The 24,242-nt window shown below is 48.9% G+C and carries 12 protein-coding genes; 11 read left to right on the top strand and 1 reads right to left on the bottom strand.

Features of this window, described 5'->3' with window-relative positions; genetic code table 11:
- Window positions 1-23: 23 nt before the first annotated feature.
- From FHS18_RS00690 to sigK, 11 genes are all read left to right on the top strand, one after another.
- Entirely contained in the window at window positions 24-1,646 is a 1,623-nt protein-coding gene (locus tag FHS18_RS00690) for an extracellular solute-binding protein (RefSeq protein WP_183595903.1), read from the top strand.
- A gap of 237 nt (window positions 1,647-1,883) precedes the next feature.
- Window positions 1,884-3,959, top strand: coding sequence for a helix-turn-helix domain-containing protein (locus FHS18_RS00685; protein ID WP_246427389.1), 2,076 nt, complete (start codon window positions 1,884-1,886; stop codon window positions 3,957-3,959).
- Between the two features lie 168 nt (window positions 3,960-4,127).
- Window positions 4,128-6,212, top strand: a complete 2,085-nt coding sequence (locus tag FHS18_RS00680) for a glycosyl hydrolase 115 family protein (protein ID WP_246427388.1) — start codon at window positions 4,128-4,130, stop codon at window positions 6,210-6,212.
- 206 nt (window positions 6,213-6,418) lie between these two features.
- Window positions 6,419-12,562 (top strand): Ig-like domain-containing protein, encoded by a 6,144-nt coding sequence (locus FHS18_RS00675; RefSeq protein WP_183595897.1) that lies wholly within the window; start codon window positions 6,419-6,421, stop codon window positions 12,560-12,562.
- 71 nt (window positions 12,563-12,633) lie between these two features.
- A complete protein-coding gene (locus FHS18_RS00670; RefSeq protein ID WP_183595895.1) occupies window positions 12,634-13,128 on the top strand; it encodes a cohesin domain-containing protein in 495 nt (164 codons plus the stop codon).
- A gap of 19 nt (window positions 13,129-13,147) precedes the next feature.
- Window positions 13,148-13,624 (top strand): S-layer homology domain-containing protein, encoded by a 477-nt coding sequence (locus FHS18_RS00665; RefSeq protein ID WP_183595893.1) that lies wholly within the window; start codon window positions 13,148-13,150, stop codon window positions 13,622-13,624.
- Between the two features lie 298 nt (window positions 13,625-13,922).
- On the top strand, window positions 13,923-14,822 hold the full coding sequence (locus FHS18_RS00660) for an ABC transporter permease (protein ID WP_246427387.1): 900 nt from the start codon (window positions 13,923-13,925) through the stop codon (window positions 14,820-14,822).
- A gap of 20 nt (window positions 14,823-14,842) precedes the next feature.
- A complete protein-coding gene (locus FHS18_RS00655) occupies window positions 14,843-15,721 on the top strand; it encodes a carbohydrate ABC transporter permease (protein ID WP_183595891.1) in 879 nt (292 codons plus the stop codon).
- A gap of 36 nt (window positions 15,722-15,757) precedes the next feature.
- Window positions 15,758-17,266 carry an extracellular solute-binding protein gene (locus FHS18_RS00650; protein ID WP_183595889.1) on the top strand — a complete coding sequence of 503 codons (1,509 nt, stop codon included), beginning with the start codon at window positions 15,758-15,760 and terminating at the stop codon, window positions 17,264-17,266.
- A gap of 118 nt (window positions 17,267-17,384) precedes the next feature.
- A complete protein-coding gene (locus FHS18_RS00645) occupies window positions 17,385-19,646 on the top strand; it encodes a helix-turn-helix domain-containing protein (protein WP_183595887.1) in 2,262 nt (753 codons plus the stop codon).
- A 160-nt stretch (window positions 19,647-19,806) separates the two neighbouring features.
- Window positions 19,807-20,340, top strand: coding sequence for an RNA polymerase sporulation sigma factor SigK (gene sigK, locus FHS18_RS00640; RefSeq protein ID WP_183597258.1), 534 nt, complete (start codon window positions 19,807-19,809; stop codon window positions 20,338-20,340).
- An 86-nt stretch (window positions 20,341-20,426) separates the two neighbouring features.
- Here sigK and FHS18_RS00635 read toward each other — a convergent pair whose 3' ends face one another.
- Window positions 20,427-24,227: a hypothetical protein gene (locus FHS18_RS00635; protein WP_183595885.1), complete on the bottom strand. Its 3,801-nt coding sequence runs from the start codon at window positions 24,225-24,227 to the stop codon at window positions 20,427-20,429.
- Window positions 24,228-24,242: the final 15 nt, after the last annotated feature.

Here is a 24,242-nt window from a genome sequence, read left to right as displayed (position 1 = left end):
TTATGAGAAAAGGGGATTCGTACATGCACGCAAAACAAAGAAAATGGTTTGTAACATCGGCCGCTGTGGTACTGTTGGCAAGTGTACTCTCGGCATGCGGCAATTCGAATGATAACAATTCTACCAATACCTCAGATGCTTCAACCTCCGAGGGCGCAGCAAACACCAATAAAGAGAAAGTGACACTGAAGGTTGAAGTATTCGATCGAGGCAACGCACCAGCTGGTGCAGGTCCTGTAACGGATAACTTCTGGACGCAATGGATCCAAACGAACTTCGGCGATCCGAATAACATCAAGCTCGAATTCGTACCTGTTCCGCGTAACCAGGAAGTCGACAAGCTGAACGTGCTAATGGCTACCGGCGATGCACCGGATCTTGTATTTACTTATGATATGAATACGATTTACAATTATGTGAAGGACGATGGCCTGATCGATTTGACTTCCCTGATCGAGAACGCACCAAATCTGAAGAAATTCCTAGGCGACGAAGTATTGAATTACGGTGTATTCAACGACAAGCAATATACGATTCCTGCGAAGAGACCGCTGCAGTATACCCAATCAACGTATATCCGTAAGGATTGGCTGGATAAACTGGAACTTCCGGTTCCGACAACAACAGAGCAGTTCTACGAAACTATGAAAGCGTTTAAGGAGAAGGACCCTGGTCAAACGGGAGGCAAAGTGATTCCATATGACTTCAGTTCTCTGGATAACACATCGATTACAAGTCCATTCGTATTGGTTAACTCCTTCGTGAACAAGATGTCTGAAGAAGAGTTCTATTCTCTTACATCGTCGAGCTATATTCCGGAAATAACGAAACCGGGCTACAAAGACGGCGTTCAATATTTGAACAAGTTCTATCAAGAAGGTCTCATAAATCCTGATTTCGCGCTCGATAAAGACGGCAAGCAATTCGAGAGCGATGTAGCGAACGGTTATGTCGGCGCATTTACCGCGCTGGCTGCGCATCCTAACCTGATGGCACCGGGCAAAGTATTTGACACCTTAAAGCAAAACGTTCCAGGTGCAGAGTATATCGCAATCGACCCGTTCACGGATGAAGAAGGCAAAACACCTAAATCGATCTATGATCCAATCGGTATGCACATTATGATTCCGAAAACCAGCAAGCATGCGGCAGAAGCAATCAAGTATTTGGACTGGATGTCCCAGTCCGATGTACTCTTTACCCTGCAGAATGGTATGGAAGGTCAACATTATACGCTTGAGAACGGCTTCCCAAAAGCGATTACGACAGACGAAGCGAAAAAAACCTTCTATAACAACACGGATATTGCGATCATTGCCAATGGTAAGGATTTCGGTTCCATCGAAAAAGATATCGAAGCTACCTCTTATCAGTTCCCGGGCTATGAAGAGATTGCGAAGCAATCCATTCAGAATGCACTTAAAGACGGGTACTCGATGCCTCGCTTTGATCGTCCGATCGAATCCGAGATCAAATATGGTACGACGCTGAAAGCCAAAGCTTACGAAATCGTCGTGAAGAGCATTCTGGCCAAGCCGGATCAATTCAACAAGATCTTTGATGACGGCGTTAAGGAATACTTGAAGCTAGGCGGCCAGGCTATCCAGGATGAGCGTCTTGCAGCTTACCAAGAAATGAAGAAATAAAGGTTAACCAGGCAAACCCCTTCTGATCTATGGGGTTTGCCCCTATTTCTATTTGTAAAGGATGGCGAAGGTATGAGACTAAACAATAACTACATTATTCGGATGCTATTTTCATATCTTCCCATTCTATTTATTACGATCAGCGTGCTGATTTTTATTTTTTTCTCGATCATCAACCAATTTAACGTTCGGAATGCCTTGCAAGCGAATAATTTGACGGCCGAGTATGTCACGAACATGGTGGACAGCTCGCTCAAAAATATATCGATCGACGCGCAGAAAATGATTGAAACCGGCGGGAGTTTGGAACAGTTTCTGGAAGCAACATCGGACCGTGCTCTCAACTTCGAAGCGTCAAATCAGCTTAGCAATCTTATGGTGCGTTACGGCCTCATTGATTCCGTCTATTTGTACCGGGTCAAAGACGGCTATGTGCTCGATCAGAGCACGATTCGTCCGTTGGATCAATTTGCCGACCGTAGCTTTGTCCAAACTTCACTTGAACAGGCTTATACGGGCGTTTGGTCTTCTCCACGGGCAAGAGAAATTATCGCCCAAGGGGCGCCTGCACAAATACGCGTTATTTCGCTAGGCTTCAAGATTCCTCGTGATTCTGGCAGCCTCGGGTATCTGATGGTGAACGTGAAAATTTCGTCGCTCAGCAGCTATATTGGGCAGATGATAGATCGTACAATTACGGATGCACAGCTGTATGATTCTAAGGGTAACTCATTCTTTCAGGCAGGACATACGGCTCCATCGAAGAATAGGCTGAGCGCGGATGTCGTGTCGGACTATACTGGATGGACATACAGAATAAGCATCAAGGGTGGGCAGTTGCTCGATTTTCTATTCCATGGCAGCACACTATGGGTTTTGCTAGGACTTAGCGCAATCGTCCTTGCGATCGGCTCGATGTTCTATGTGACCCGGCGAAATTATAAGCCGATCGAATCCATCCTGCACCGGATCGAACGGTTCTCATCGATTATAAAGACAGATCCCAAGGACAAGGACAATGAGTTCTCCTTTATTGACCAAGCGATCGAACGACTGATAACGAATAATATGGCCTTCCAGGAGCAGCAGCAGGAGCATATGGTCATTCGCAGACAACAGTTTCTACAAATATTGTTGAAGGGGGAGTACAAGGAAGATCGGCCAGCATGGGAGCAGGAATGGCAACACTTTGGGCTTTCGGCCGGCCACTTTATGGTCGCGCTTCTGGAATTGGACCAATACGTACAGTTCGGATTGAAATATAGCCCGGCAGATCAATCCTTGTTCAAATTCATTATAAGCAGTGTTACCGTGGAGACAGCTGAACAAAACGGGATGAACGTAATCGTCGAGTGGATTGCGAAAAATCAACTTGTCATTCTTCTCATCTCCAAAGAAAACGGCACATTGGAACATCAGATGCTTCACCTCACAGAGCAGATTCGGGCATGGGTAGAGGACCATCTCGACTTTACCGTGACAATTGGGATCGGAACGGCAGCCAACGACGAAGTTTCAATCGCCCAATCCTTCGAGGATGCAGAGGCTGCAGTTAGCATCAAAGTATCAGTTGGCATTAATCAAATTATCGATTCCATAGAAGTGAAGGGCAGGCCGGACAGAGAATGGTTCGGCTATCTGGATATGATCCGAACCATTGTCCGCCAGCTCCGGATGTCGGAGGCCGAATGGCAGCATGAATTGAGAAAGCTATTTGAAGAGATTACGATCCATCGTCTTCGAAAGGAAGATGTCGATCGTTTGGTTCACTATTTTATTTTTCAATTGGAATTTGAAATCGATGGGGCATTGCCCGAAGCGATGAAGCCTTGGCGTGAGGTTGCGAAGCCCCGCCTCTCCGCTGCAGCGGAGCAATCGGATACGCTTGCCCAGCTTGAGCAGGAGTTTCTTGCGACCTTAATGCAGCTCTCAGATAATCTTATAGAACTCTCACAAAGCCGACGTCATAATGCGCTTATGCGAGAAATTCGAAATTATGTGACGGAGCAGTTTATGGACTCGAATCTCTCCCTTACGCTATTGAGCGACCGGTTTCAGATTAGCCCCAAATATCTGAGCCAGCTGTTTAAGGAAAGCATCGGGCAGAACTTTAGCGATTTTCTGATCGGCCTGCGGATTGAATATGCAAAGAAGCTACTTCGTGAGTCAGATGTTACTGTGCAATATATATCCGAGATGATGGGTTATGGCAACCCGACGTCTTTTATACGAGTATTCAAGAAGATTGTCGGCATATCCCCCGGGCAGTATCGGGAATTAGAGTCGAGGAGAGAGGATTACAGCGAGAGATAAAAAGCAATTCGTCCCGATGGTTAAGTCCGGGCTTTTTTGCATAATCGAGGGCATATCTGTCAAGGGTTTCGGAATTTGGTGCATGTCCTGAAAGGTGTCAATTGTGCCTGGTGCAAAGGTTTCCTATAGTAGATACAGATCGACGAATTAATGAAGGGAAGGAACGAGATGTTAGCGCAGTTGAAACTGGAAGGAATCGTACGTATTCATGTTGCTGTCGAACTGACCTCTCCCCTGGAGCATGCGCTGAGAATATTAAAGCGAGATTTGGAAAAGGTATTAGGCGCACAGCCGGAGATGGTCCAATATATCGAATCCGCGGATTTGGTCATCCGGCTAGGGGAAGAACAGGATCATTGTCCGCAGCGGCCGGAGGCATTCTGCTATCGTTTCGGTCAGCACGGAGAGGTTGGCCAGGTAGGTATTATCGGTTATGACGAATTAGGAATTGTCTACGCGGTTTTGGAATTTACGAGAACGTACTTAGGTATCCAGCCGTTCTGGTTCTGGATGGATCAGTCTATTGAGCCTCGAAGCAAGATTGTTATTCCTTGTCACAACGTTGATTCGTCGGAAGCCAAGGTGCGTTACCGCGGCTGGTTCGTGAACGATGAGGTTTGCCTGATTGGCTGGAAGGAGCCTTATCCGCCAACCCGAGAAGTATGGGAACCCGTATTTGAAGCGCTGCTTCGCTGTGGCGGTAATATGGTTATTCCGGGGACAGATCTGCCTAGAGACGGAATTCATTACAAGCTCGCAGCGGAGATGGGCTTATGGGTTACCCATCATCATGCTGAACCGCTTGGAGCGGAAATGTTCCTTCGGGCATTCCCTGGTAGACAGGCCAGCTACCAGCAAGAGCCGGAACTGTTCGAGCGTTTGTGGCAGGAAGCGATCGAAGAACAGAAGGATATGAAGGTCCTATGGGTATTATCGTTCCGCGGGCAAGGGGATGCACCGTTTTGGATGAATGATCCTTCCTTTGATACGTCCGAGAAGCGCGGTGCCATGATCGGTAAGGTGATTAAACGGCAATATGATATGATCAGCAGCGTAGTTCCTAATCCGGAATGCTGCGTAGCTCTGTATGGCGAAATCTCCGAGCTGTACAAAGGCGGGTATATTGATTTGCCGGCGGATGTCATCAAAATATGGGCGGATAACGGTTACGGAAAAATGGTATCCCGACGGCACAATAACGTGAATCACCGGGTTCATGCCCTTCCGGCTGCCGATGACGGCGGTAAACACGGTGTATATTACCATATTACTTTCCATGATCTGCAGGCATCCAATCATTTGACCATGTATCCGGGATCGGCCGGTTTTCTCAGGCAAGAAATTGAGGGTGCTTTTGCTGCCAGAGCGCATGAATATCTACTGGTTAACAGCGGCAACATCCGCCCGCATGTGTACTCGCTCGATATCATGAGGGAGCTATGGCTTACCGGCAAGATCAACGTGGAACGGCATCTGGAACAGTTCGTCAGCAGCTACTATTCTGCTTATCATAGCGAGCTTGCGGAGCTGTACCACAGCTACGCGGAGGCGGCAATTGCCTATGGCAAGAATGAAGATGATCTGGCAGGCGACGAATATTATCACCATCCGGCAAGACAGATTATCGGTCATTGGCTGCAGGGAAAAGACGGTAAGCCGGATCCGAGGCTCATCTGGGCAGTTGGCGAAGTTCCGTTTCAGGAACAAGTAAAGGGCTTCGAGGAACGGCTTACGTCAGGCATCCAAACGTGGTCGGCGTGGCTGGAGCGCTGTAATCAGGTGCTGGACAAGCTTGAGCCCGGTGACCGGCGCAGAGCCATCGATCAGCTTCGGTTCCATGGCGAGCTCCATTCGTCAGGCTGCGAAGGGTTCTACTGGTTATGCCGCGCTTACGACGAATTTGCCGCTCAGCGTTATCCGCAAGCGTTCGTCTATGCTTCCGAATCGATGTGGAGTTACCAGAGAGGGCTTGCAACATTAAGGGAATCCGAGCATGGCAAATGGGAGCGCTTCTATCAGGCAGACTGGCTGACCAACATCGAGAGCACCGTACAAAATGTCGATACGCTCAGAAGATGGATCCGCATGTTCGGCGATAGTCCGGACTTCTTCCTCTGGTATAAGGAGCACCTCATGCCGGAAACCGAGAAATACATTTATCTTGAAAATACGCACCGCAATCCGTTGTCCGATGATGAGCTAGCGCGACGATTGAAGGAACATTTTACAAATAGTGCCAGCCTCTCCCACTAGTTCATCAGCCGTCTTGCCGTCAATCGGCAAGGCGGTTTTTTCTTGCCTGATCGAGATCTTTCCCGACTTTGATGGACCGTATTCCAGCCGAAAACCTTGCCGTGTCAAGCGTTTTGGAAATCGGTGCATGGCCGGAAAGATGTCTATTGTGCGCCAAGAGGGGGTCTATCTATAGTAAAGATGACCATTTTGAGGGAGGGAAGTTAATGGGAATAAGAAGAGGTTTAAGAAAAGGGTTCATTGTCATGTTAACGATGGTTATGCTGGCGGCAAGCTTCACGGGAATTATGAACCCGAAGCGGATACCAGCAGCTTACGCGGCGGCTCCAAGCAGTAACCTTCTAGCCAATCCCGGTTTCGAAAGTGATGCGGCAGTAACCGCCACGCCAACCGGGTGGAAGACGATTACGACAAACGGTACAGTTACGACGCAGGCTTCAAGCAAGGCAGGTGCTTATTCAGTCAAAGTTGCGTCGACGAGTAAGACGGGTTCTTTCGATAATCCTGCAGCTGGGGTTTATCAAACCTTCACCGGGCTCGAGCAAGGTACTTATACCTTCAGCGCCTGGGTGAAAACAAGCGCCTATAAGGCTGCCGTCGCTTCCGGGCCGGATCAGTCCGCCTATCTGGAAGCGAAGAATACGGGAGCACCGGTTATGCGCGCTTATGTAAACGGTTACCCGAACGCGGATGGCTGGGTTCAAATCGTGATGCGCAATGTCATTTCCTATAATGGCCAGGCGACGATTGGCCTGTACCTTCAGAACGCGACGGCCGGCATGACATTGTCAATGGACGATGCTTCGTTCACGCTGGTGCTGAGCGATCACAATCCGGTTCGGAACTGGGGATTCGAGCAGGATCTGAACGGCTGGTCGGCCACTGGCGAAGCCGTCATAGCGGGTATTGAAGTTGATGCCGGATTGAAAGCGCTTAATCTGGTGGCAGGTGCGAAAGTTACGCAGCAGGTGCCCTTAAAGCCAAATACGAGTTATATCGCTTCCGTTCGGGCCAAGGTCAAACAGACGGACGGCCTAGTGAAGATCGGTATAGCCGATATCGATAACGCGCGAAGCGCACCTTCCGCCACGACGGACTATTCCCTGTTGACTGTCGGTTTCAAGACAGGAGCAGGCGAGACGCAAGGGATGCTAGCCCTCGAGAATGCCGGAGCAGGCTCCGCTATCGTTGACAGCGTAGACCTGTTCGAGCTGGATGACACCATTATTAAAGGCGTCGATATTTCGTTTGTGCCGTCAATTGAGGATTTCAACGGCCACTATTATGCCAATGGGGTACGCCAAGACTTCTTTGATATCATGCAAAATCGGGGCGTAAACGCCGTTATTCCGATGACCTTCGTACAAGCGGGTAATCTGACTAAAGGTTCGAGTTCAACCTACAGCATGCTTCCCGGATACTTCGATAAGGATGATACCATCGAATTGGCAGAGCGGGCGAAGGCCCATCACATGAAGTTCATGGCTTCTTTCCACTACAGCGACGGTTGGATGAGCTCGGGAAAAGCTACCAAGCCGCTGGCTTGGGAGAATCAAAATCTGGAGCAGCTGCAGACGACGATGTATAATTACAACTTCGATTTTTTGGAAGGTATGACAGAGGCCGGCGTAGAACCAGACTTCGTAAAAATCGGCAACGAGGAGAACTCGGGCATCGTCTGGGATGATGGGAAGATCTGGTCGAACACCCGCGCAGGATTTGCGAAGCTGATTAATGCGGCTTACCAGGCGATGAAGGACGTGTCGCCGGCGATGCGTGGGCATCTTCATCTGAACAACGGTTATGATCCGGCTTCCACCAATTCCTGGTTCGATGCCAATACGAATGCGGGTATTACGTGGGATGGACAGGATTATTCCTTGTACGGCGGTCGGCCGACAGGCTCGCTCTACAGTATGCTGTCTAACAATCTCGCGAAGTGGCCGGATAAAGATGTGATTTTCGTAGAGACGGGCTTCAGCTACACTTCAGCTGATTACACCCCTGAAGTGCCGAACGGATCGAGTACCACGAACGGCTATTACGAGAAGTCGGAGCGTGGCCAATACAACTGGCTGATCGATTATATGCAGACATTGCGGGATGTACCGAATCCTACGGGTCAGCAGGTCGGCTTCTTCTACTGGGCCGCGGAATGGATTGAGAAAGGGGACGGGTACGAAGGAGAATACAGCGAGAACAGCCCGTATCTGCCGGGTCCGAAAGGTCATCAGTGGGGAAATGATGTAGGCGACCGGACGTTGTTTACCCACGACGGCCATGCAGTTGACGGGACCTATGCTTATTTATGGAGAGGAAAGCCGCTTGCAAAGCCGTTGGATGGTCAGCTTGCATTCAATACGGCTTCTTATGCGGTGACGCCATCGCCTGTAACGGGCATTGCCATGAAGGAGAAGATTACGACCGTCGTAGCCGGCCAATCGAAGCAGCTTTTGGCCACGGTTGCTCCTGCCGATCAGGTCACGAATGCAAACCGGAGATGGACGTCATCTGATCCTTCCGTCGCCACGGTCAATGCCGCCGGCATTGTGAAAGGCGTTTCGTCAGGTACGGCTACCATTACGGTAGAGACCGAAGACGGAGGATTCACGGATACAAGCACAGTGACGGTGACGCCGGCAACACCAGCCGGATCGTTAACGCTGAGCGGGAGCGGACTTACGGCAGAAACGATGTCGCTAGATATCGGGGAGCGATCCGTCTTGCAAGCCACACTGCCTACAGCCGCAACGAATCAAGTGATCAAATTTACTTCATCCGATCCTGGGGTTGCCGGATTCCTGGGAGAACCAGTCCAAACCGGCAAGCCGGGTACGCTTTATCAGCAAAGTAATGTGACATCGGGCGTTACGGTGATCGCGAAGAAGGAAGGGGCCGCGACGATTACGGCTTCGGCGATGGATGGCTCTGCTTCCAAGCAGTTTGAACTGACGGTAACGAAGGTTCCGGTGGACGCCGTTACGCTGGATACGGCTAACGTGCAGCTTGGGGTAGGCAGAACGAAGCAGCTGACTGCGGTCATTGCTCCATCGGATGCCTCTTATCAAGGCGTAACCTGGGCTTCCTCTGATGAAGACATTGCAGCCGTGAGCAGCACGGGACTTGTTACGGCCAAGGGTGTAGGTCAAGCGATCATTACGGTAACAACCGAGGATGGCGGCAGGACGGCCGAAGCTGCCGTTACGGTCATCGACGTGCCGACCGAGTTGATTACGCTGAACAAGAATTCGCTGCGGCTTCGCACGGGCGACACGGAGACCCTTACGGCAACCATATTACCGGCGGATGCCAAGGATAAGAGTTTGACCTGGACGACGGGTAACGCCTCCGTTGCAACGGTTAGCGGCGATGGAACCGTTACGGCTGTCGGCAATGGCGAGACGACACTTACGGTCGCTGCGAATGACGGCGGGGCAACGGTGACGATACCGGTTATCGTCGCGGATGTTCTGAACGTAACGGGCGTCGCCATTGATCCTCCGGCGGTAACAATGGACGCCGGAAAGATGACGCAGTTGACAGCGGTCATTACGCCGGATTCAGCGGACAACCCGAACGTACAATGGAGCTCCAGCGATCCGCAGGTGGCCACGGTTGACGGTAACGGCAAGGTATTCGCTCTGAAAGCTGGTACAGCTTCTATTACAGTCACGACGGATGATGGCGGCTACACGGCGGACTCTGTTGTCACGGTGACGAACGTCTTGTCGCTGGGCAAAAGCGTCACAGCTAGTAAAACCGGCTCCTCTTATTCCGCATCAAGCGCGGTGGATAACAGTGACACGTCGGCATGGTCGCCGAACTCGTATACGTATGGCGCAACGTTGACGGTCGATTTGGGGCAGACGGCTCTCATTGATGCTACGAGAGTCTATTCGTGGGCTGCAAGCGATTTTGAAGTCAGCGTGTCCGAGGACGGCACGAATTTCACGAGAATTATCAACCACAACGATATTGTCAGCTCGTACGATACAGCGCAGGCTTACAAAGTGTCGACAACGGATCCGTTCCCGGCAGGCGTGTATGCGCGTTATGTCAAGCTGACCGTCAATACAGTACAGAAGAAAGGGACGGCGCAGCAATATACCGGTATCTATGACTTCAAGGTATATGGCAAATATGTCGCGCCGGTAGAGAGCATTACGCTGCAACATGTTCCTTCCAAGTTGATTATTGGCGATTCCGTAACTCTGACTGCAGTGATCACACCGGTCAATGCCGATCCGCGGCTGACTTGGTCCAGCTCCAATCCTGACGCAGTTACGGTGGATCATAATGGGAATGTAACGGCAGCAATCCTGGAGGGGGCTCAAGGAGAGACGGTCGACACCTCCGTTATTACGTTAACGGCCAAGTCCGGCGTTACGGCAAGTCAAACGATTGGCGTCAAGGTTCCTATTATTGTTGAAGGAATCGGTATACAGCATAATGGACTTCCGATTGACGATGATCGTCTTGCTCTGGTGCTTGGGGAGAAGGAACAGCTTTCGGCGAGTATTTTCCAGGGCAACGCGGATTACAAGTCTATTGCGTGGTCATCCAATAACCCGGAAGTCGCGGCAATCGACGCGGTTACCGGAGAAGTAACGGCGACTGGAGTAGGTACGGCGCAAATTTCACTAACCGTCGATTCTTATACATATCTGCCTGGAGGCAACGAGTTCTCAGCAAGTATCGAGGTCCACGTCACTGCTTCAGGTATTGCAGTAACAGGTATAACGGTAAACCCTGATTCTGCGGAGTTATCGGTAGGAGAAACGACCCAGCTGCAAGCGAAGGTTCTACCACAAGAAGCCAGCAATAAAACGGTCAACTGGTCAACAAGCAATGCAGCAGTCGCTACCGTTGATGCAAACGGATTGGTGACGGCTGCAGGAGAAGGCTCTGCGGTCATTATGGTGACGTCGACCGATGGTGCATTTACGGCAACAAGCGTCATTACGGTAAGCGCAGAGGCAGAGCCAACCGAACCTACGGCATCCTTAATCGGCCCTGCATCCATAGTCGTTGATAATAATGTGGATATCAAAGTCACACTTCAAGGTTTAGATCGGGACTACAATTCGCTTCGTCTGGTTCTGAATTATGATCCGGAGAAGCTTGTATTCCCTACAAAACAAAATGAAGACAATCAGTTGGTAATAGATGACGGAGCCATTGAATCATTAGCATCAGATATGCAAATTATCGGTACAGGCATAAAAGCTGATATTGGGCAAATCTTGATCCTGATGCTGAGTACGTCTGATAACAACCTCTCTGGAAGCAGCGAGCTTGTTAGGCTGCACGGGAAGGCTAAATCGGACGCATCGGCCGGCACGGCTAACATATCGTTGTCTGATTTTGTTGTAGCTCACAGCGAAGGGGACATAAGTGTCAACACCTCGGATGCGACATGGGGGATTGAAGTGAAGCTGGCGGATAAAGCCGCTTTGATCAGTACGATTGCTTCGGCTCAAGCGCTGCATGAGTCGGCTGTAGAAGGTACGATGGTCGGCCAATACCCGACTGGTACGAAAGCGATACTTTTATCCGCAATTGAAGCGGCTCAAGCTGTCGCAGACGATGATACCGCAACTCAAAATATTGTGTATGCTGCTGTCAACGCGCTCAATAGCGCAGTACAGAACTTTGTACAAACGGTAATTGGTATCGATAAGTCCGGACTGAGTAGCGCCATCACGAACGCGCAACAGCTCCTTGCCAATGCGCCAATCGGTTCTTCTCCTGGCCAATATCCAGTAAACGCCAAGATAGCATTGGAGAATGCAATTAGTGCCGCAGCTGCGGTCAGGGACGCTGCGGAAGCTACGCAAGAAGAACTTAATGATGCAACGACAGTGTTGAACGTTGCTGTCGATACATTCAATAACAGCAAGATCCAAGTACAAGTACCATCCGCCAATAAAGAAGCGCTTAACACGGCGATAGCGGCTGCGCATAGTAAACTGGACCAAGCGGTGGCAGGCAGCAAGATTGGCCAATACCCGCAATCAGTAATCGATGCACTTCAAGTAGCCGTTCAAGCCGCTAAGGCGGTATACAACGACGAACAAGTAACGCAATCCGAGGTGGATTCGGCGACAACCGTATTGTCGGCTGCGCAAATCACGTTCTCTAGCCAAATTATTACGCTTGTACCAGGACAAACGAGCGTAACGATTCGTGATCTGGCGATCATAGCCAAATACTATAACACCAAATCGACGGATGCGGATTGGAGTAAAGTGGAGAAAGCCGATTTGTTCGGCAACGGTCAAATTACGATTGTAGAGCTTGCCGCTGTTGCCCGCATGATTATTGGCAATTGGCTGGCGGGAATTGAATAACCCCTTATCACTTACATGCCTGGTCGTCTGACCAGGCATGTATCTCTTTATATTTTGAGGAGGCTTCTCATATGACAAGGCACAACTGGCAGTTTTGGCTTACATGTCTACTCCTTGTGATGATGTATACCGCTTTACCGATATCCGAGGCAGCCGCAGCCGGGAATCCCATGCCCTCGGTCAAGCTGGAACTGACAGACCAAGATGACAGCATCGAATTGACAGTAGCAGCTGACAATTTAACGGATATGTATGCTTATGATATCGTGCTCTCCTATGACCCTGCACTTGTACAATTTCTATCATCCAGCACAGGTCTAACTGGTTTCTTCGTTAATCCTTTTACAGGCAGCGTTCCTGGCTTGAATGGCAAGGCCAAGCTTGCAACTTTGATTTTCAAGAAAATAAGTACAGGGAGGACCATGCTGCGGTTAACCCAGATGAAACTTGTAAATTCATACTTAGATCTACAAACGATTGATCCGGAGGCCAAGGTTGAAGCACGAATAAGCACCCGGCAAATTTACGGATATAGCCGGTCATTGGGCAGAGGCAGCCATTATTAACGCGGTCGGACAAGGTGTTGTGAAGGGCTACCCAGACGGCACTTTTAAACCTGGTAAAGGCGTCACGCGTCGTGCTGAATTTGCTGTAATGCTGGCGAATGCGCAACAAACCAAAGTCGAGGTCAGCAGTTCTCCAATCTTCTCTGATGATATTCCATTATGGGCGGCAACCGCGGTCGAAGCTGTTGTCCGAGAGCACTGGATGACTGGCTATCCGGATGGGACGTTCCGACCCAATGCCCTGATTACAAGAGAGGAGATGGCTGCTGTCATCATCCGATCGATTAACCTGGTTAAACCCAATACCGGCATAACGGATTACGCAGATCATGAACAAATCTCAGCCTGGGCCAGATCCTATATAGCCACCGCCGCCAAGGCTGGTTTAATGAGAGGCAAAGAGAATCACCGTTTTGCTCCCAAAGAGATGACTACGCGGGCAGAGGCAGTAAGCGTTATTATTGCAACCTTAAGGAAGTCTCTAGCAAATGAATAAGCTACTTGAGTCTTGCGAAAACCGGGTACCTTACAACCCTAACAATCCGGATCGAAGTGGTAGGCAAGGGTGCTCCGAGTTCCAATAATAGCTACGTGAATATAATGATTGCAGCTCATGTGAGCTTATAACAATGACCGCAACTAATGACTATTCCCGGATTCGGCGGCCTTGTCGGCATGCGGCGGCGATCATCTAAGCAAGGCAGGACTATCGACGGCAACCCTCCCTATTCTCTATGATGAAACCAGATTCAACCAGCTGGTTGTACAAGAGGAGCCGAAAGGAAGGAAAGCTCATGCTGATTGCCAGATTGATGCGAAACCGCTGGCTTTATTTGATGGTCCTGCCAGGGCTATTGTATTTTCTTATTTTTAAATATTGGCCGATGTACGGCATCTTCATCGCATTCAAGGACTATCAGCCGTATCTGGGCTTCTGGGATAGCCCGTTCGTCGGATTCAAGCACTTCGACCGTCTCTTCAGCGATCCGAACTTTATCGTCTTGTTCCGCAATACCTTCATTCTCGCCTTATATAACATTCTGTTCTTCTTCCCGCTGCCCATCCTTGTCGCGTTGATGCTCAACGAGCTGCGGCATGAATTATCCAAGCGGATCGTTCAGACGCTCGTGTACATTCCTCACTTCATGTCTTGGGTCGTCGTCGTCGGCATTGCCTACATGTTCCTCACGACGGAAGGCGGATTCATCAATGTCTTGCTGGAGAAGCTGGGCGGGGAGAAGGTCACCTTCCTCGTGAGCAACGAATGGTTCCGGACCATTATCACGACAGAGGTGATGTGGAAGGAGACCGGCTGGGGGACGATCATTTTCCTTGCCGCCTTGTCCGGCGTGGACCCGCAGCTGTATGAAGCCGCCCGGATGGATGGCGCGAACCGCCTTCGCCAACTATGGCATATTACGCTTCCGGCGATTCGCAGCACGATTATTATTCTGCTTATCCTTCGGCTCGGCCACTTCCTGGATACGGGGTTCGAGCAAATCTTCCTGATGCTGAACGCCATGAACCGCGAGGTCGGCGAAGTATTCGATACGTATGTGTACGCCGTCGGCATCAGCCAGGGACAATACAGCTTCAGTACGGCGGTAGGCTTGTTCAAGTCCATCGTCGGCTTGATTCTCGTTGTCTTGGCGAATCGATTAGCCAAGAAATTCGGAGAAGAAGGCATCTATTAGAGAAGGAGGGTTACACCGTTATGCCGATTAAGCAAAGCTGGGGAAGCCGGCTATTCGACGGCGTGAATGCCGCCATGCTCTTTGCGTTCGCGCTCATCACCGTCATCCCTTTTATCTATGTCATTGCGGGTTCATTCGCGACGCAGAAGGAGTTGTTGACGCGCGGGTTCATTCTGTTCCCGACGGAGTTCTCGCTGGATGCGTACAAATATATTTTTTCGACCCAGACGCTGGTTAGAAGTTTGCTGGTGACCGTGTTCATTACCGTTGCGGGAACGCTCATCAATCTGTTCTTCACTTGTCTGATGGCGTATCCGCTGGCCCGGAGGGACATGGATTTCCGCAAGCCGATTCTGATGCTCGTCGTGTTCTCGATGCTGTTCAGCGGTGGGATGATCCCCACGTTCCTCGTCGTCAAGCAGCTCGGAATGATCGATACCTACTGGTCCTTGCTGATCCCCGGCGCTATCAGCGCCTTTAACTTGATCATTATCCGCAATTTCTTCCAGCAGCTGCCGGATGGCCTGGAGGAATCGGCCAAGATCGACGGATGTAACGACCTGGGCATTTTCTTGCGAATCGTCCTGCCCTTGTCGATGCCCGCTATCGCGACCTTCGCGTTGTTTTATGCGGTGGGGCATTGGAATACGTTTTTTAACGCCGTGCTGTACATAAATGACAATACCAAGTGGCCCATTCAGGTGCTGCTCAGGCAGATCGTGATACTGGCTTTGGGCGGCATCGGCGACTCCACCGCGATGGAATCGGAAGTGCCTCCGCCGGATCAGGCGGTCAAAATGGCGGTCATTGTGGTCTCCACTCTTCCGATCCTGCTCGTCTACCCGTTCTTGCAGAAGCATTTTGCCAAGGGGGTACTACTGGGCTCGGTTAAGGGATGAAGATATAATAGAACCAGGAAAAGGGAGGATACAGGTATGGTCAGAACAAAACGGAAACGTATGATGAACGCGGGGGCTTTGCTGCTCACCTTCACCTTGGCGCTTACCGCTTGCGGAGAGAATAATCAGGGCAACCAGTCCAGCGGCAATCCCGGCGAAGAGGGACCGCTGCAACTCACCATGATGCTCCCAACCTACAGCCCGGAGCAGATGCCGAAGGACAGCGCCGTGCTGAAGCAGCTGGAGGCGAACACCAATACCAAGCTGACGGTTTCATGGGTGCCTTCCACCACGTATACCGATAAGCTGAGCGCTACCGTTGCCTCTGGCGAGCTTCCGAAAACTTTCGTCGCGCTTGAGCCGAAAGCTTCCTATATCGTGAACGGGGTCCGAAGCGGGATGTTCTGGGAGATTGGTCCGTATCTCCAAGACTATCCGAACTTGAGCAAGATGTCGGAGATTGTCCTGAATAACGTCTCCATCGACGGCAAGGTATACGGGTTATACCGTCAGCGCGATCTGGCCCGTTTCGGCCTGATGATGCGGCAGGATTGGCTGACGAATCTGGGTCTGCAGCCGCCGAAGACGATCGATGAGCTTTACACCGTTTTGAAAGCCTTTACAACAGATGATCCCGATCAGAACGGCAAGCCGGACACGATCGGCCTCGCTATAGGCATGCAGGGGAATAACATCGCCGGCTTCAAGGATATTCTCGTGTATATGGGCGGACCGAATGAATGGGAGCTGAAGGATGGCAAGCTGGTCCCGGCTCATATGACGGGCGCTTATATGGAGACGTTGAGGTTCTACAAGAGGCTGTATGATGAGCAAATGATCAATCAGGACTTCGCGATTGTGCAGGACGGCCGCTCCGTGATGCAGAAAGGCCAAGCGGGGCTCTGGATTGATAATATGCTGGACGCCAAGAACATCGAAGAGAACACGAAGAAGGTCGTGCCGGATGCGAAGATCGGCCTGATTAATCGGATATCAGGTCCGCTCGGCGAAAGGACGCGTGCCGGCGCAGGCTATCTGGGCATGTATATGATTCCCAAGACCAGCGTGAAGACAGAAGGCGAGCTTAAGCAGATTCTCACGTATTTCGATCAAGTGTCCGAGAAGGACAATCAGAATCTAATGAAATATGGCATCGAAGGGAAGCAGTACACGCTCGATAGCGGCAACTATTTGCCGACAGAGGATCCGAAGGTCAAAGCCGAGATTACGGACGGCAACCAATTTATGATCCTGCAGGATCAAGTGGTTAACTACGGAACGGAGCTGGAGAAGCAGACGACGCAGCTATTCCAGGACAATGCCACGATCGCCGTGCCGAACCCGGCTGCGCCGTTCATCTCCAATACGGAGATCGAGAAGGGCAAGGAGCTGTCCAAAATCATTGCCGACGCGACGGTCAAATTCATCATGGGCTCCATTGACGAAGCCGGTTGGCAGCAGGCGGTCGAGCAGTGGCAGCAGAGCGGCGGAAGCAAGATCGTCGAGGAGATCAATGCGGAATATGCGAAATTGGCGGCCCAATAACGGGTAAGGACAGCAGCGGGCAGAAGACGTTAGCGCCCTGGAATCCCATCATAGCTTAAGCCGGAGTTTTCATGATAGACTTGAACTGCTGATAAGAAAACTTTCCATGGGAGGCATTATGAGATTTCGGCCCTCGTCTTATCTAGTCAAGCTTTTGCTACTATCCGTTCTGATCGGCACGGTTCCGGTGATTCTGCTCGGAACGTTCGCCTACTATAACTCGACCAGGACCGTGCAGGAGAAGGTGAATGACAGCAATAAGCTGCTGCTGCAGCAAATGCAGATGCGCGCCGAGCAGACGCTTAGAACGATCGATAATTCAGCGACCCAGCTGCTCCAATCGCCTGTCGTTGCCAACGCGTTCGACAAGGAAATCACGAATCAGGATTTTCAGATGGTCCGCGAGCTCTATCAGGGTATCTCCCAGATCCAAACGTATGAGCTTGGCATCCAAGAGGTATTCCTGTTCAGCCTCGCTAACAAATGGATGGTGTCGGGGAGCGGGGTCAACGACTACAGCGCGCCGCAATTTCGGCCGATGCTCGAAGCTTTCTCCAGGAATGAGCGCGGCTCTTTTTGGTCGAGCGGTTCACTGGATAATCCAAGCTCCTATCAATCCGTCTACTTTATTAAGAAGTACCCGTTTAATGCGCTGAACCCGACGGGAATCATCTGCGTTGTATTGTCGGCAGACGTGATTAAGGATTTCGATGCCTCTTTTCAAAATGAATTTGGAAACGCCTTCATTCTGGATCAGAACGGCACGATCATTGTGGACCGCGATAGCAGCCGACTCGGGTACGGTGCAGCAGAGGAGTCTCATCTGCAATCCCTGATTGAAGCGGATCAGGCTGCTGGTCAATATTCGGCCAAGCGGGCAGGAGAGGCCGTCACGGTGACGTACCGCAAATCCGCTTATAACGGCTGGTCCTACATCTCGGTTACCTCTAACAAACAGCTGAATGAGCAGAATGCGATTATCGGCTGGATTACCGTGCTGGTATGTTTTGGGATTATGCTGTTTACACTCCTTCTGGCCTGGTTCGGGTCGAGGAAAATGTATCGTCCGATCCACTCGCTGTATGCGATGCTGACGAGCATTCCGTCTACGGAGAAAGAAAACAAGCCATCGGGTGAGCTTCAAGTCATTGGTGAGCGGGTGGATTACCTGATCCGCAACCAGTCCGCCATTATGAATGAGCTGAAGGGGCAGCAGATCCAGCTGAGGGAATTTTTCATGCAAAAATTGTTCAGCGGCACGATTCAGCCTGTGGATTTCGAGGAAAAGCTGAACTTGTACGATCTTACCAAGCCTTGGCAGGCGATGTGTGTCGTTGCGATCCAGATCGATTCGCTTAAAGATACCAGATTCGAGGAGTCGAATCGGGATCTGCTTATGTTCGCCATCAGTAATATAGTCAGCGAGCTTATCGTGCCGGAGCAAAGGCTGGTGCCGATCGTAAAATCGGACTGTCAGGTAACCTTGATCGGCTCTTCCAAGGAAGGGTTCAAGGAGCAGATCTTCGGCTTGTGCGACGAAATTCAGAAAGCTATCGTTCAATATCTTGAGATTAAAGTGAGTATCGGAATCAGCCGCTCCTTCAGCAGTATTGCCGAAGCGCAGCAGGGACTTCATGAAGCGTTGACTTCATTGAAATATAGGGTAGGCTTAGGGCAAGAATCGATCTTATTCATCGAGGACGTGCAGCCGCAGAAGAGTAACTTCAACGAATATCCATATGCGGGCGAGCAGGCGTTGCTGGATGCGATTCGCGCCGGGAACGAGGAGCAGTCGGAGATAGCGCTGCAGCAATTTATCCGAGAGCTGTTCCAGCCGAAATCGCAACCCAGGGACTATCAGCTGACTCTGCTGAGGTTATTGACCGACCTCCTTAAGTTCGGCCAGGAATTGTCCATTCCGATGGAACAGATTGCCGAGGATGAAGCTACGCTGATCCAGTCCTTATTTAAGCTTCGGAACGTGCAAGAGATCGAGCACTGGTTTTGGTCAATCTTCGTCCTTCCTTATATTCAGGAACTGGGCAATCGCCGGGAGTCCCAGTTCAAGCTTATTTCCGAGGCGGTTATGGATATGATTCACAGGGAATTTGACTCCGGTATCACGTTGGAGGAATGCGCTGCACGGATCAATTACCACCCGCACTATGTTAGCCGTGTCTTCCGCCAGGAGACTGGCATTAACTACGGCGAATATTTGACCCAATACCGGATGAGTATGGCCAAGAGATGGCTGAAGGAATCCGATCTCAAGATTGTAGAGATCGCAGAGCGGTTGCAGTATAACAATTCGGCGAACTTCATCCGTTCATTCCGCAAGATGGTCGGCATGACGCCGGGGCAATATCGTGAAGAGGCTTAGGATGCGTTGGTTCGGGGTATAGAGAAGCGGGTGCTCATACATTCGAGCGCTGATGTGTGAAGTGAAATTATGCGTGTTCAATAAAAGCCAAACACTTAAGTTAAAGGGCGGGTTCCAATGATGGAATCCGTTTTTTATGTGGGGCGTGACTTACTAACCACTGGTTACATCGGGTTGTGTTCACATAGTCAAAAAATTCGATAACACGGGAGAGGATTTGGAGGACTTGATCTCGATCGGAACGATCGGTCTGATCAAAGCGATCGAGAGCTTCCAGCAGGGCAAAGGCACGAAGCTCGCGACCTTCGCCGCCCGTTGTATCGAGAACGAGATACTTATGCATCTGCGCAGTTTGAAGAAGACGAAGAAGGACGTATCCTTGCATGATCCGATCGGGACGGACAAAGAGGGGAACGAAATAACTTTGATAGATATCCTCGGATCAGAGGCCGATGATGTAGTGGATAAAGTGCAGCTGAAGATCGAGAAGAGCAAGATTTATAAGAACCTGGATATCCTGGATGAGCGGGAGAAGGAAGTTGTTGTAGGGAGATTCGGGCTGGAGCATGGCGGGGAAGAGCGGACGCAGCGGGAGATAGCGAAGGAATTGGGGATTAGTAGGAGCTATGTGTCGAGGATAGAGAAGCGGGCGCTGATGAAGCTGTATCATGAGTTTTATAAGCAGAAGAAGTAAGGACTTTACTTAAACAGACTGCTCAAAAGGAGAGCAGTCTATTTGGGTTTATTCGTTATAAAACAGTATAAAAATGTGGTGTGTGTCTACCATTCAAACCTCTCGTTCCGCTCCCCTTCATGAGCCAATTCCCATTTATGAACAGAACTGATTTCTTCGCTAAAAGTCTTTTCTTCTTGAATGGCCCATTGTGATACAATGGGATCTTCATGCTTTTGTAGTTGCACTAATAGTGGAACAAAACTTTGCATTATCTCCGCGCGTGAACCCTCCCATGAGGATGGTCTGAAACACTGTTTTAATTGATTTAGCACTAGCATTTGATCAGGCGCTTTCATAATTAAGGTCATTGCGAGAGGGGTCCACTCGATTCCTTGCCCAATATTTCTGTATGGTACAATAGCAGAGGCTAAATTCGGATAACGTATGTCTGGTTTAACTCCACCCCATGATAAAATCACATCATCATTGATTACGGACATCGGGCTTGAAGATGAATAGATTTCCTCCAAAAACAGTCTAGCGATCCTGTGATTAGTTTCTCGTTCTTCCAGAAAGATATCTAGAAATACTATCGGATGTGTCGAAGCAAGCGCCTTCAGGACATCATCAAAATCCGAGGGATAAATATTATAATTTCTCAGTCCTACGGCTATTTTGTTTGCAACTATTCGAGCCTTTTCCTTCGCATCCTCACTAGAGAAACAACATTCCACGATTTTAGCTAGCTCATAATCCCTACGGATAACATTGTTATCAGTGAAGGGGTATTGTACAAGTAATTCCTGTCCCAATGAGGTTAATACGTCACTTACATTTTCTTCTCCGTGTATTCTCATTGTAAGAATTGCGATCGCAACGTTATAGCCTTCATTCTTGGAAGCTACCATTCGCAGTAAATCGCAAAAGTCCTTATCATTTATACCATCAAGTGTTTTTCCGTATGCTAAACATTGGTATGCGCCAATTGGTGCACTACTAAGTTCAAGTGCTTGTTTCAACCTTTCTATTCCTTTTTCGTTGATATCCACACTAGTTTGAATATATGGAAACACTTTTGATAAAAGTGGATCTGTTACTGCTTCATTTAACAATGTTTCACTTGCTTCGTAGTTTGTTTTAGATATCCCGTTTAAGAAACCTCGGAATAGCTGGTAGTTACGCTTAGCGTCAGGTATAGAGTATAATGCCATGAGCATTTTATTCCAAATAATTATTGGACTACGGCTACCTTCAGACAGACCTTGTCCAAAATCAAAAATCCTTATTCCCTCACTACCTAGTAGTTCAGGCAACAATTCATCTAGTAAATCTAATTGAGAGCTAATCTCTTGTCCAAGAGAGCGCGCAATCTTACTTGCCTTAGAGTAATCTTTAGCTGAATCTGACTCATCTTCTATTATGTCAATCACGTTCAGAGCATTGTTAGTACCGGAAAGTGTATATAGTCTGGCGTTCTCAATCAAAGTAGTTGGCGCCAGAATCTTAGCTAAGTTATCTAACCTTGCAGTTACATCTGGTTCCATACGTTCAGAGTCAAAACTTTTCGTGCTTTTTACAGCAGCCCACCCTTCATTCCAACTGTGCTTAGCAACTATATTTCTGGCTGCCAATTCAAGTTCGTTATACATCTTGGCTCTAGTCCACAATCCTCTAAATTTGATCGACAGAAGCCCTCTTAGTTTAGCCGCTAGAGAATTATCAGAACTAGCTAGTGGAACTAAATAATTCAGAAAAGTGTTAAACCACTGATTAATATCTGTCCTGTTCCTTGGTGACCAACCATAGTCTCTCGCATGTGCGCCAAATTCAAAACCATGAGAAGAGCTAAAATGCGATGCTTCTAACGCTGCACTAAGCAATGAAAAGCCTATTTCAATTTTTTCTTCTGAATTCGATTCCAATAATGCTGAAATTATATTTAATCTTTGTTCGGGCGTTGCATGAGTCCCTGAGAGGGTGATGTAGAACAGAGATTTTAACAGTTTCCTAATAGAATTGCTGTTTTCATTAGAACTTTCAGACAGAGCAAACCGACACAAAAGTAGAACAGCTCTTTCAAATAATATTGGGTCATATGCTATGGATCTGAGAAGCCTGGTGAAATCAGAAAAATAAGCATTTTTACGTGAGAAGAAAACATCTGAGTTTTCCTTACCAACTGCACCCTCTATGAGGGAAAGTGTTGAGCTTGGTTCCACGGGAGTAATATTTTTAAGCAGTGCGATTCCAAGTTCATTGAGGTTCATAATATTCCCAAGCAGGCCTGACTCCGAAAGCCATTCCCTAGCAATTTCTCTCGCCACCGTTGAATTATGAAGGTATCCGAGTCTTCTAGAAAATGATTTGAGTAATCTTTCAGAACCCCCGTACAAGAATGCATCAGTAATCACTTTAGATGGGATATCTTGAAGAGCTCTCCCTGCAAGTCTGTTCGCGACGGCATGAGGGAGTACTGCTCTCCAGTGACTCCTCTGTTGAATAAGGTCGCGTCGTTTAAGCTCGCTCACATTTTCATATAGCTCACGGGCACTTAGATCAATTATTGATCCTAGTAATTTAAGTTCTTTACTCTCGTCCTCATCTATACGAATATCAAATGAATATACAAGAGAACAGATTTCTGCAGATTTGAGGAGCCTGTGATTCGAGTCGTTTCTTTGCTGAAAGAGCCTTTCGAATAAATCGTGATCTCTAAGCTGAGTAATATTTTCTCCTCTTTCAACAGTCCTTGCTAAAGCAATCGCAATTCGGGCATTCCCACCTGCAAATTCGGCTATGATTCTTGCGCCCACCTGAGAAATGTGAGTAAATCGACGAATAATGAGTTTTTCAATTAGCTCGTTAGAAGCTGGTTCTAGACGAAAAACTTCTGTTTCTTCAGGTTGATCATCTCTCACGTCATATTCAACAGTGAGTAGGCTAATTAAACTTCCAGTTGCGGAACATACAGAGGTTAATCTCCTATGTAATTCCGGAGTACAGTTATCGACCACAAGTGTTATTGGTTTTTGGAGAGCAATCAACATCTCAGTGAAAGTCCTCGGATCTGGATGGGGACTGTCGCTCATGTCGGTGTAAAATACTTGAGTGGAATTAAGCGGCATTTCCCCAAATCGCTCATCAAACAGAGACTGTACTAAGCGTGTCTTTCCGACCCCGGATAATCCAACTAAACGAACTGCTGATTTTGGCTGACTAAGCACACTTCGAAGTTCGTTAATCCCCTCGGTTACTGAAATTCCTTCGGAAATACCTCTACTTGTGCTATGTAAACGAACGTGGCCGTCAGTAAGATATGCTTCCTCAATTCCTCCAGGACAGTTTGCCCAATTCCCATAGGTTTTCCACCCTTGAATTGGACGACCTATTTTATGACGTACCCATAAGATTAGAGAGGGGTGAGTACGAACCCAGCTAGCAACTCGCTCTCGATCATAGAAATCTACCTTCAGCAAGTTCGCATTTGTGTAATCTGATACTGCTGCTTGCATCGCTGTTTTCCGATTTCTTAAAACTGAGTCTGCTGTGGAGCCTTGGCTGCTGACAATTATGTAGGCTCCATTGTTATCAGCCAACTCCTTAATAACCTGTTTGAGTTGATTTTCAGAGCGCATTTCTTTATTAATTGCAGCTTTAGGCATATCAGGCTTTTTAACTTGGAATCCTGTCTTAGATCTAGGTATAAAGCCGTCGTTATGGAGTGATGTAGTTAAATCAACTCGAACATCTATGCCCCCATCACTAGCATTTTGGTGTCCACCCCAAGTAACACCAGCGGTTGGTATCCCTGCACTTCGAAGTTCGGCTTCACATAGAAGCCCTATAAGTGACCTTAGGTCAGAATCATTAAGTGCGGCAATGTCATTCCCTGTAATGTCCAACATAATATAGCCTCCTGG

The sequence above is a fragment of the Paenibacillus phyllosphaerae genome, assembly GCF_014192105.1.
GTDB lineage: Bacteria > Bacillota > Bacilli > Paenibacillales > Paenibacillaceae > Paenibacillus_Z > Paenibacillus_Z phyllosphaerae.
The sequence above is the reverse complement of the archived record's forward strand: the minus strand, read 5'-3'. Positions and strand labels throughout refer to the sequence as shown.